The 11,850-nt window shown below is 48.9% G+C and carries 12 protein-coding genes; 1 reads left to right on the forward strand and 11 read right to left on the reverse strand.

Going from position 1 to position 11,850, the window contains the following annotated elements; genetic code table 11:
* Window positions 1–253: 253 nt before the first annotated feature.
* Entirely contained in the window at window positions 254–1,147 is an 894-nt protein-coding gene (locus tag MES37_RS21250; protein ID WP_121815019.1) for a LysR family transcriptional regulator, read from the forward strand.
* Window positions 1,148–1,185: 38 nt separating this feature from the next.
* Here the strand turns inward: MES37_RS21250 and MES37_RS21255 are convergent, their stop codons facing one another.
* The 11 genes from MES37_RS21255 to cysN form a co-directional block, all read right to left on the reverse strand.
* Window positions 1,186–2,256 (reverse strand): fimbrial protein, encoded by a 1,071-nt coding sequence (locus tag MES37_RS21255; protein WP_237932598.1) that lies wholly within the window; start codon window positions 2,254–2,256, stop codon window positions 1,186–1,188.
* Window positions 2,256–4,769, reverse strand: coding sequence for a fimbria/pilus outer membrane usher protein (locus MES37_RS21260; protein WP_237932599.1), 2,514 nt, complete (start codon window positions 4,767–4,769; stop codon window positions 2,256–2,258). The genes MES37_RS21255 and MES37_RS21260 overlap by 1 nt, the downstream gene beginning before the upstream one ends.
* A 41-nt stretch (window positions 4,770–4,810) precedes the next feature.
* A complete protein-coding gene (locus MES37_RS21265) occupies window positions 4,811–5,503 on the reverse strand; it encodes a fimbrial biogenesis chaperone (RefSeq protein ID WP_232886948.1) in 693 nt (230 codons plus the stop codon).
* A 50-nt stretch (window positions 5,504–5,553) separates the two neighbouring features.
* A complete protein-coding gene (locus tag MES37_RS21270; RefSeq protein ID WP_064543907.1) occupies window positions 5,554–6,072 on the reverse strand; it encodes a fimbrial protein in 519 nt (172 codons plus the stop codon).
* 553 nt (window positions 6,073–6,625) lie between these two features.
* Complete coding sequence (gene truD, locus MES37_RS21275; RefSeq protein ID WP_237932601.1) at window positions 6,626–7,675, reverse strand: tRNA pseudouridine(13) synthase TruD; 1,050 nt, start codon at window positions 7,673–7,675, stop codon at window positions 6,626–6,628.
* Complete coding sequence (gene ispF / locus MES37_RS21280; protein ID WP_064543903.1) at window positions 7,672–8,151, reverse strand: 2-C-methyl-D-erythritol 2,4-cyclodiphosphate synthase; 480 nt, start codon at window positions 8,149–8,151, stop codon at window positions 7,672–7,674. Before ispF ends, truD begins: the two co-directional genes overlap by 4 nt.
* Window positions 8,151–8,861, reverse strand: a complete 711-nt coding sequence (ispD, locus tag MES37_RS21285; protein ID WP_237932600.1) for a 2-C-methyl-D-erythritol 4-phosphate cytidylyltransferase — start codon at window positions 8,859–8,861, stop codon at window positions 8,151–8,153. Before ispD ends, ispF begins: the two co-directional genes overlap by 1 nt.
* Window positions 8,862–8,878: 17 nt before the next feature.
* Window positions 8,879–9,196, reverse strand: a complete 318-nt coding sequence (ftsB, locus tag MES37_RS21290; protein WP_064543899.1) for a cell division protein FtsB — start codon at window positions 9,194–9,196, stop codon at window positions 8,879–8,881.
* Window positions 9,197–9,419: 223 nt separating this feature from the next.
* Window positions 9,420–9,749 (reverse strand): DUF3561 family protein, encoded by a 330-nt coding sequence (locus tag MES37_RS21295; protein ID WP_064543923.1) that lies wholly within the window; start codon window positions 9,747–9,749, stop codon window positions 9,420–9,422.
* 51 nt (window positions 9,750–9,800) lie between these two features.
* A complete protein-coding gene (cysC, locus tag MES37_RS21300) occupies window positions 9,801–10,406 on the reverse strand; it encodes an adenylyl-sulfate kinase (RefSeq protein ID WP_064543897.1) in 606 nt (201 codons plus the stop codon).
* The gene (cysN, locus tag MES37_RS21305; protein WP_064543894.1) at window positions 10,406–11,833 is read right to left on the reverse strand and encodes a sulfate adenylyltransferase subunit CysN; all 1,428 of its coding nucleotides are present in this window, start codon (window positions 11,831–11,833) and stop codon (window positions 10,406–10,408) included. The genes cysC and cysN overlap by 1 nt, the downstream gene beginning before the upstream one ends.
* Window positions 11,834–11,850: the final 17 nt, after the last annotated feature.

Genomic DNA, 11,850 nt, shown 5'->3' on the forward strand with positions numbered 1-11,850 from the left:
TGTAAGCACAACAAACATTAAAAACAAAAACCATTGTTAATCAAATAATTAAAGCAGTTAAAAGTATCAAAAAACATTCATGCTCTCACGGCTAACTGTAGCTATAAATTTTTAGTTAGCAGGTATCACATGTATACTTTGGTTCTTATTGGGAATTTTTTTAATATTATCACTCTTAACAAACAGTGAATTATTTTATGCTTCTATTTAATGTCTCTGGAATTGCAAAAATTAAGATAATGAAGGCTAATACATGCACACCTTGAACATGGGAACCATCTCAATATTCCTGATGGTCATGGACACTCGTAGCGTAACTAATGCTGCGGCACTATTAGAAACTTCTATTCCATCAGTCAGTCGCGCCATCAATAAAATGCGTGAAACATTTAACAACCCTTTATTTATCAGGACCAAAAATGGGCTTGAACCCACATCTTTAGCCTTGACTATCGCATCAAACTTAACGCGGGCGGTAGAACATGTCGAACTCGCGATTAAAGTATCAAAACCTTATGCCAAAAAACTTAATGACCGTGCATCATTACGCCTGTCGTTATCTCCGGTATTAGAGTTTTATGTCACCTCGACATTGCAGAAGAATGGCCGGTGCTTAGAACAATTTGAATTAACCTGTGAAACACATGATGGCGATTTGCTCAGAGATATTAATCAATTACGATCACGCCGCATTGATTTAAGCCTGACACCACAAAGGCATTCAGACAGTTCAATTGTCAACGAGCCGTTATTTGATATTACACCAAGAGTGATTTGTAGAACTGGGCACCCGCGTATAAAACCGGGGTTCACGATGGAAGAACTCAGAAATGAAGAGTATCTTTCTTATAATCTGTGGCCGTCATTAATTGAAGATAATGTTTTATTGGGTGTGTATAAGCCACCGATTTACTCAAGTAATTCAATGTTGAACTTATTAGTGATGACGACAACATCTGATTATATTTTGCTGTGTGCCGAGCAATTTGCCGCAGGATTTGCCCAGTTTGCTGATGTTCAGATACTGCCACTACCCAATGAAAAACCGACCGGCACTATTTATGCTCATTATCATAAAAATCGCAGCAACGACATCAACATCACCACGTTAATTAATCAACTCAAACAAGATATTACCCATTCATAAAATAAAAAAGCCAGGGGGAATAACCACCTGGCTTTTTATTACTTCAAATTAATATTTAACGAAGCGGTAGCACTAAATGGCCCACGCTGTGGACGTTTGCCAGTGGTATTGACTGGCCAGGCATAAAGCGTGGTGGAACCTTGCTGAGTCTGTGATGAAAATGTAACCGGTATTTTCGTGACGCGCGAAATAAAAGGCTGCAGATTTTGATCGCCAACCATCACACCAATATCGGGGTTATCAGTAGCCACCGCATTGGGTAAACTTGTTGCTGGCACCGCTTCCATAGTTAATTCCAACGCAACCCTATCGGCAATATTAGTACATTGGTAATTGACGATTATCTGCCTTTTAGTAAAACCATCAGGCGCCTGGCCTTTAGTCAAAATATCTTTCGCCGCAATTTGTCCGAATGGAACTTCGATGGCTTTTCCGTCATTGATTCGGCAACTCTGCGGCACCGTAACATCACCGCTCACATAGACACTGGCAATCGGCATTCCCGAAAATGAGCTGCTATCTGTTGCGGCAAACAGATCAATAATTTTTACTTTTGGGATAGTAACGTGGCCAATAAAAGGCCGAATAAACATCAGGCTAATTTTCCCCTGCGCCCCAGTCCCAAATTGAATCCGGTTAGCGTTAGTTTGCGTCGTCGGGCAAAGAGTAGTCTGCGGATAATTGTTATCCATCGTGAAAGGCACATTATAAAATTGCTTGCGGTTACCGGCGATATACACCTGCGTAGCAACGCCAAGGTATCCGTCACCTTTATCATTCGGGATCACATACCAGTGTTTATTGGGATCTGGCGTCGCAATGGTTGAAGGGACCGGGCGTGATAAAGAGCTCACAGCGCGATAATGGACCTTCCTCACGGTTCGGGTATCCTGGCAAGCACAACGGCCATAATAGAGATTATTTGGCGAATTCCAGTTTTGCTGATACGCGGTCTTACTGATGACGTTTTGGTCCGGGTCAGTAATATTTTTAACGTAATTAAAATTGAATTCCTGTGTCGCGCCAATAGATTGACACGCAGCCGCCCAAACGTGTGGAGCAAGGGTCATCATCAGCAAGCCAATCAGCCCCAGAAAGACTCGTTTCATTAGGTACCTCCAGAACATTGCGCATCACCAGAAAGGATGTGCGTTTGATTTTTACCCGGCGATGCAAGGCGATATGGCGCGTGGCATTCGTTGACCCGCCCTTTCCCCCACACCACATGCAAATTGCCGCTATCCGCCAGGCCACTGAGGAACACCACGCCGTTATCGCCGACGATGCCGGTTTCATCCGTGCCTTCCAGCGTCACTGTTGCGCCAAATGGCACCACGCCCTTGCCGATGTGTATGGTCATTAAGACGCGCTGACCCAAATGGGTTTTGTAACGCATCACCACCATTGCCCCTTTGGTGGGCACAACATCGCGGTGAATCGCGTCTATATCTGCATTGCCGGCCAGTTTGTGGGTATCAAGGTTGATGTCGTTGTAATGCCATGGCGTTAAGTAAGGGATGACGGCATAACCGCGTGAATCGGTGTAGACGTTCTGGCTGCTGGTTATTTCGAGATTTTCCACACCAGGTGCTTCAATCAGGCCGAAGGTTTCGCCGAGCGTGTGAGCAAGCGTGATCCCATGGCGATGCACTACCACTGCGCCATTCATGCCGTAGTTAATGCGCTGGGTGTCGTCGCCATAGCTGTAACCCAACGCCAGGTCGCTATAAGGTGCAAGCCACGCTAATTGCGCGTTACCACCATTTTGTTGCTGGCGGTTGCCGTAGGTTTGTTGCACTGAATACTGTAATTGATCGTTTTCCAGCAGCGTACCGTTCACGCCAACCTGATGCTGCGTGGTGCCGTGGGTATTAGTGGCGACGCTGTATTGCGCCCACGCTTTAGGCAGCAACTTTTCCAGTGGGATCTGGATATCAAAAGCAATCTGGCGATCGTTATCGCTATGGTAATCATCATGTACCCAAGACAGAGCAATACCGAAGTTTGCCCATTGCGTCGTGGCACGCACGCCCGCACTCAGCGATTGCTGTGCCTCGGTGGAACCCCAAAAATCATCCTTCGTCCCGGCAAGGTAAAAATTACTGTGGTCGCTTAATGACTGGCTGATATTAATCTGCATCCGACTGCGTTTGTTTCCCTGCCAGTCCTGCACCTGCCCTTCACGATCCGCCGCTTCCTCGAAGGTGTAATAACCTTTGGTTGAATAACGGTAACCCGCCAGAGTCACGGCGGTATTCGTCGCTTCAAACTCTTTGGAATACTGGAAGCGCCACGACTGGCCTTGTGCATCGGGCGAATCGGTGAAACGCGACTTAGCGTGGCTCATATCCACGGCAATAGAACCCAGAATACCTAAGCCAATCCCCGAGCCGAATATCGCAGAGAAATAGTTTGCCGCAGCAATCACCCCGCCGTAGAGCGTTACATAGTTGGATAAACCGTAGGTCAGCGTGCCCTGGCTAAACAGCGGATCGCTGGAGGCGCTATTACTGCGATAACGCCCCGTTGACCAGGTGTATTTCATGCTCCCTTCACGCTGCATATTGGGTATCGAAGCAAAAGACTGCACAAAGTGACGCTCGCTGCCATCGGCTTCGGTGATCGTCACATCCAGATCGCCACCCGACGCGGTGGGATAAAGGTCAGTTAACTGGAAAGGGCCAGCCGGAACAAAGTTCTGATAAATGACATAGCCATTTTGGCGAATGGTGACTTTGGCATTGGAGTTAGCGATACCGTGGATAACCGGCGCAAAGCCGCGCAGGCTATCAGGGCGCATCCCTTCTTCCGTCGCCAGTTGCACGCCGGTGTATTGCACACTGTCAAAAATATCCCCCGGCGTATAGGTCTGGCCCATTGTCAGAGACACACCGCCCAACGCTGGGAAAAAGCGCTGCAAATAGCTGTTCATCGACGACCATTTCTCGCCTCCCTGGCCATAGCTGAAACTGCTGTAATTACGCAGACGCCACGCACCAAGGTTCACTCCCGATTGCAGATTCAGGTAGCCGTTATTGCTATTCTCACCATGCTTGCTTTTATTTTGCGAGGCCGACCAGGCATAGTTGGTAAATAACACCGCCTCACCGTCATCCCATTGCGCAGGGTCGATAAAGTCATGCGCTTTGCTATCAATATTTTCCTGGGGAATACTCAGTTTCAGCGTCTGGCTGGTAAAGGCAAACGTACTGCTGGCTTGTGGAATCATTTCTGCCAGCGAAGATATCGCTTTATCTAAAGGTGCCGCGGCTAACTGTTCTGTGGAATGGAGATTAACGCCCCACTTCTTCAGTTGAGCTGGCGTTAACACCGGAACCAGTTTTTTATCATCCCCGGTCACAAACTCAATATTCTCATCAGCGACTTTATCGCTATTCACCATAATGTGAACACGATAATTTCCCGGTAGTTGCGCCCCTTGTTCTTCAAACAGAGAAATATCAACAGTCGGTTTTTCCGGTGAGTCTAATTCCAGTAATGCCGGATTAAACCAAGCCTTCGCATTTGCCCCTTGGGGAATTACAGCCAGGAGTGCAGCGAATGGCACAACCCAGTGCAATGCCGAAAAATAAGCACGGTGAAATATGCGGAAATAACGCATGATTTTATATTTCCTGGCTGATAAAGGAAAAATTCAGTTTCTTAAAGCGTGGTGCTGCCGGGATCGCTGGCACCGCCATAATCATTGATTAACTTCCAGCTCAGCTGGTTTCCGGACATTCCCGCCAGCGATAAATTAACCGAACTGTGCGGTGCTACCCATTCGGCATTTTTAATCGGTTTTCCGCCCAGCGTTAACTGGTTAAAAATGGCGTACCAGGGAGAGTTATTGACCACTGTCAGCGTATTTCCACTGCGGCTAAACGTCAGCTTTTCCGCAAAATCTTTAGGTGGATTACCCAGCCCTTCCGGGCGATAGAACAGTTTCATGCGGGTTTTGATAGCAATTTGTAGTTTGTTTGTGATTTCGCTATCGGTTTCAGGAATAGAACGCACGTTGACCCAAAACAGCGACTCCCGGTCGCCAGGCAAAGGGTTTCCGGAGTAGATAATACGCAGCTGGTTTTCTTCACCACCGTCGATACGAAATAAAGGCGGCGTAATCACAAAAGGGGCTTTAACCTTTTCATCACCGGTATCAACCCATGACTGAATTAAATAAGCTCCTGCATCTTTGGTTGCTTCAACTTTTAATTCAGCTTCTTTATTTTCAGCATGATAAACAACACGCGTGGCACCGACGATAATTCCGGCGTGAGAGATTAATGGAAATAAAACAATGACTGCCAGCATGGCAAACCATGCCATAGCACGATATTTAACAAAAACTAACATAGCTGCCCCAACTGTATCAGTCAGGCATCCTTGCCCGTTAACGCATAAACTTAGTTATAAATGATGGTGAACTGCGAAGTGGCAACCACGCTGCCGGCTGTCACAGCCGAATTGGTCGCTACATAACTCGCCTGATATTTCAGTTTATTTTTACCCGCAGCTAATTTGAAATCGGTTGACGGTGCATACATGGCAATTTTCTGCCCGGTATCAGAATCAATTTCAATAGCGACACCGCTCGCAACACTGGTCGAATCAATAGCTAATAAAGTTTTATCAACTGAATCTGCGGTACCACTAAAACGGATGTTGGCATTAGTGTCAGGGCAATTATCCAGGTCAATGGTAAAAGGGACAGAAGATGATTTTGCAGCCACGGTAGCTAAACTGGTTTTTGCCACTTTACCCAGAGCAACAGGAATGATTTTCCCGGCACCATTAGTCACGTTACAAGCCGTTTCCGTAATTTCACCGGTAAAGTGAACGGAACCGTCTGCAGCATTTGCCACAGAAACCATCCCGCCCAGAGCCAGTGCGGCTGCCACTAATTTTAATTTAAAATACTTCATACAAACCCCTCTTTTTTACATGACGAACATCCCTTTCCCGATAGTTAAATCGCATAAAGAGATGGTTATAAATATAAAAATGACTGCCAACTGAATGAATAAAAAACCACCCAGAGAATATGGACAGCGACTATAGGAGTCATAAAGTTAAATTGCAATCCAGCTGGGCAAGCCAGAGAGATCGTTTTCGGTCACATATCGTGGAAAATAAAAAAAATAACAAACAACCATTAAGAACAATTAAATCAACCACATAAGATTATCATTGCATTCCATAAAACAAAATAAATGTCTATTTTTACGCATTATTGAACAAGCAAAGAATAAAACCATCGCAAAGTGAAAATAACAATTTCACTTTTAGTAAAAAGGTATCAAAGGCGAATTAATGGCAGTTTTAATGCGAATATAGTTTTTAATACACATTACAGAACAATAATCAGTGCCGAGATAATACTGCCATATAATGTTAGCAGGATAACGATGTGTACGAAGAAAATAAAAAGGGGAATGAATATTCATTCCCCTGAGGTTGAGATGACAACAAAACCCGTTATTCAGCAATGTCGGCGTAGTGACTCGCCACGTTCATCAATTCGCGTACTACGCTTGTGGCAAAACTGCCGGCAGGCAGCCAGAAATTCAGCTCAACGGTGATGTCATCCCACCAGTTCCAGTTGAGATCTTTCGGCATCAGCAGCATGGCACGTCGCGCCGCTTCAACACGCTCGCGCACCAGCAGCGCCTGCAAATCAGTTTCTTCGGCTACACACTGTTGTTCAAACTCCAGAGCCGCATTTTGCGTGCCCCAGCCACCGTCGCCCGGTAACGGCGCAGTTATCAGCAGCTCACCGTCATCAACGCGGCTTTGCAATGCAGGCTGTTCTTCCGGCGTGGCAACAAACCAACTGCCGCGACCTGCCAGTTGCAGCGCATCACCGTCGATAACCTGGTTAAAATCAGGCTTCTTCAGGCGCTCGCTGACAATCTGGTTAAACATGGCACTACGGGCTGCGGACAGATAAAAACTGCGCTTATTACGGTCACGTATTGGCGCGTTGCTTTGCGCCCAGCGTAAAGCCTGATGCAGGTTATTGCCCGCAATGCCAAAACGTTGGCTGCCAAAGTAGTTAGGCACACCACGATGAAGAATGGCATTCAGGCGTTGTTCCAGCTCCGCACGGTCGCTAATGTCGCGCAGCACCAGTGTGAAACTGTTTCCCTTCAACGCCCCCAGACGCAATTTACGGCGGTGACGGGCATATTCCAGCACCTGGCAACCTTCAAGTTCAAACGCGCGCATGTCCGGCATTTCTTTACCTGGCAGACGCACGCAAAACCATTGTTCAGTCACCGCATGTTTGTCTTTCTGACCGGCAAAACTGACTTCACGAGCGTGCACTTTCAAAAACTTAGCCAGTGCATCAGCCACGAAGCGGGTATTGCAGCCATTTTTCAGGATGCGTAACAGCAGATGTTCACCGTCGCCATCCGGGCCGAAACCTAAGTCTTCAATAACCACGAAGTCTTCTGGATTGGCTTTGATTAACCCTGTGCCTTGCGGTTTACCGTGCAGCCAGGTCAGATTCTGCATATCCATTATTTACGTGCCTTATGTAGCAAAGCGACCGCTTCGCAAGCAATGCCTTCACCCCGGCCAGTGAAACCGAGTTTTTCAGTGGTGGTCGCCTTGACGTTGACGTCATCCATATGACAGCCCAAATCTTCGGCAATAAATACGCGCATCTGCGGGATGTGCGGAGCCATTTTCGGCGCCTGGGCAATAATCGTCACATCGACGTTACCGAGCGTGTAGCCCTTCGCCTGGATACGGCGCCAGGCTTCACGCAGCAATTCGCGGCTGTCTGCGCCTTTAAACGCCGGATCGGTATCCGGGAATAATTTACCAATATCCCCCAGCGCGGCAGCCCCCAGCAGAGCATCGGTTAATGCGTGCAATGCGACATCGCCATCAGAGTGTGCGAGCAGCCCCTGTTCGAACGGTACGCGCACGCCACCGATGATAATTGGGCCAACGCCTCCAAAGGCGTGTACATCAAAACCATGTCCAATACGCATTATTCTTGCTCCGTTTGGGTTAACCGCGTGAGGTAAAACTCCGCCAGCGCCAGGTCTTCAGGACGAGTCACTTTTATATTATCGGCGCGGGCGCTAATTAATTCGGGATGGAAGCCACAATATTCAAGCGCTGAGGCTTCATCAGTAATTGAGGCGTGTTCATCGAGCGCACGTTGCAAGCAGCTGCGCAATAATTCCAGAGGGAAAAGCTGGGGCGTTAAGGCGTGCCACAGGTCTTCGCGATCCACAGTATGGGCAATCAGGTTTTTACCCGGCTCGCCGCGTTTCATGGTGTCGCGCACCGGTGCGGCCAGAACGCCGCCAATTTTGCTGGTTTCAGTAATCGCCAGTAAACGGGTCAAATCATCCTGATGTAAACAAGGACGCGCTGCGTCGTGCACCAAAACCCATTGCGCGTCTTGCACCACGTTTAACCCGGCAAGAACCGAATCAGCACGCTGCGCTCCGCCGTTTATGACGGTCACGTGGGGATGGGTAGCAAGAGGCAAAGAGGTAAACCAGCGGTCGGTATGGCTGATAGCGATCACGACATGAGCCACGCGTGGATGGGCCATCAGGCTTGCCACCGCATGTTCCAGAATAGTTTTATCGCCGATTTTTAGATATTGCTTAGGACATTCCGTTTGCATGCGGCTGCCGATACCTGCTGCCGGCACCACGGCAATTACGTCCGGGGAGGAGTCTGCCATGTAGATTCACTTACGCGTTATTGTCGATTGTTCTGCCCTGCAGAATTGCCCAGGCGCTTAGAGCTATCGGGTACCAGGCGGAAGAAGGTTTCACCTGGTTTGGTCATGCTTAACTCGTTACGTGCGCGCTCTTCGATGGCTTCCTGCCCGCCATTAAGATCGTCGATTTCAGCAAACAGCTGATCGTTACGCGCTTTGAGTTTGGCGTTCGTCGCCTGCTGTGCGGCTACGTCGTCACTCACGCGGGTGTAATCATGTACGCCGTTTTTTCCAAACCACAGCGAATACTGCAGCCAGACCAACAAGGCCAGCAATAGTAGCGTTAGTTTACCCATCCAGCCCCCTGAAAAACGGCACAATCATCGCACAAAATTTTATCTGGCTGCGCTCTGGGTACAAAGCGAGCCTTCGTATTTGCGGCAGAATTTATCACAGATTGCGCCGACATGCGCGTTTGCAGGTGAGTTAGCGGCCTTGCAGTCATAAAAAGTTTATACCCGTTAGCATTCGAGTTGCAGCCAACACCCCTGCAGCTTGAAGGATGACGGGTATATTGCGTTAACCCATCAGCCACAGGAAAAGCATGCCAAACATCAGCCCCACCGCCAGCACGGTTACGATGCAGCTAAAGATCAAACGGCCATGCAACAGAGAATGCAAAGCAATCCCTACCACCACGGCAACAGGCAATAATGCGAGGAAGAAAGGCCAGGTATACAGAAAGAAAAACAGGGTATTAGGGCCATAAATCAAGAAGGGCAAACCCAATGCCAGCAACCACGACAAAAAGCCGATGAACGCCCCAGCCAATGACCAGGTCGTTTCTTCGGTACTGGGGCTAGCTTCAGCCGATGTAGATGTCATAGCCAGGTTGGTGCTATTGCGCATAACGAATCCGTAAACCATGCAAACCAGGCGCATGATGTGCCTGGAAATGTCTTAGGATTTGATAATAACGTCACGGCGCAACAGGTCTAATAATTGCGCAATCAAATTTGTTACCAATTGTTCGCCGTCTAAGTATATTTCCGGGTTCACTGGCGCTTCGTAAACCGAGTCAATTCCAGTGAAATTCCGTAACTCTCCGGCACGGGCTTTTTTGTACAAACCCTTTGGGTCACGCGCTTCACAGACAGAAAGTGGTGTATCAACAAACACTTCGATAAACCGCCCTTCACCGACACGGTCACGAACCATCTGGCGTTCTGCACGATGCGGAGAGATAAATGCCGTCAGCACCACCAGTCCCGCATCCACCATTAGGTTGGCAACTTCGCCGACACGACGGATATTTTCTTTACGATCTGCATCGCTAAAACCGAGGTCACTGCACAAACCGTGACGCACATTGTCGCCATCCAGTAAGTAGGTGCTCACACCAAGCTGGTGCAACGCTTCTTCAAGCGCCCCCGCGATGGTGGATTTACCCGAGCCAGACAGCCCGGTAAACCACAGCACCGCACCGCGATGCTGATGAAGTTTTTCACGTTGCGCAACCGTCACCGGATGCGCATGCCAGACGACGTTTTCGTCGTGCTCAGCCATTATTTGCCTCCCAGCAAATCACGTGCGCCCCAGTGCGGGAAATGACGGCGCACCAGCGCGTTCAGTTCCAGCTCAAAAGCGCTGAAGGCTGACGGCTCCTGATACACATCTTGTTGCGGTTCACGCACCATTCCGGCACCGACTGTCACGTTGCTCAGTCGGTCGATGAAAATCAGCCCGCCCGTGACCGGGTTATCCTGGTATTTGTCCAGCACCAGAGGTTCGTCGAACGTTAAATCAACGAGGCCAATTCCATTGAGCGGCAGGCTTTCGACGACGCGCTGCGTCAGGCTGTTAATTTCAACCTGATAATGGATGTTGTCGACGCGAGCGCGGGTTTTCTTGCCTGCGACTTTAATGTCGTAGCTTTGGCCGGGGACCAGCGCTTGTTCTGCCATCCACACTACGTCGACTTTCGCGGTTTGTACCGCAGGCTGCGCATCGCTGGCATCGACCAGTAAATCACCGCGGCTGATGTCGATTTCATCTTTCAGCACCAAAGTGATGGCTTCGCCCGCAGCAGCTTGTTGCAAATCCCCATCAAAAGTCACAATTCGGGCAATGGAAGATTCAACACCCGACGGCAGAACCTTCACACGCTGCCCGACGTTCACCACGCCGGATGCCAGCGTTCCTGCATAACCACGGAAATCCAGATTCGGGCGATTCACATACTGAACCGGGAAACGCATCGGCTGTTGTTCAACCACACGCTTCACTTCGACGGTTTCCAGAAGTTCCAGCAGCGTTGGGCCGGAATACCACGGCATGCTGTTGCTTTGCGTCGCCACGTTATCGCCTTCCAGCGCCGATAACGGCACAAAGCGAATATCCAGATCTGCGGGAAGTTGCTCGGCAAAGGTCAGGTAATCTTGTTTGATCTGCTCGAAAGTCTCTTCGCTGTAATTCACCAGATCCATTTTGTTGACCGCCACCACCAAATGTTTGATCCCCAAAAGTGTGGAGATAAAACTGTGGCGGCGCGTTTGATCCAGCACGCTTTTACGCGCATCGATCAATAAGATCGCCAGATCGCAGGTTGATGCACCGGTCGCCATATTACGGGTGTACTGCTCATGCCCAGGGGTATCAGCAATAATAAATTTACGTTTTTCGGTCGAGAAATAACGGTAGGCCACATCAATGGTAATGCCCTGCTCGCGTTCAGCTTGTAAGCCATCCACCAGCAAAGCCAGATCCAGTTTTTCACCCTGCGTGCCGTGGCGTTTGCTGTCGGTATGCAGCGATGAAAGCTGATCTTCATAAATTTGGCGCGTGTCATGCAGCAGGCGGCCAATCAGGGTACTTTTACCGTCATCGACGCTGCCGCAGGTCAAAAAGCGCAGCAGGCTTTTGTGTTGTTGCGCATGCAGGTAGGCTTCTACGCCGCCTTCATCAGCAATTTGTTGTGCAATAGTGGTGTTCATCTGGCGGCTCCTTAGAA

Source organism: Buttiauxella sp. S19-1, from assembly GCF_022134725.1.
Lineage (GTDB): Bacteria > Pseudomonadota > Gammaproteobacteria > Enterobacterales > Enterobacteriaceae > Buttiauxella > Buttiauxella ferragutiae.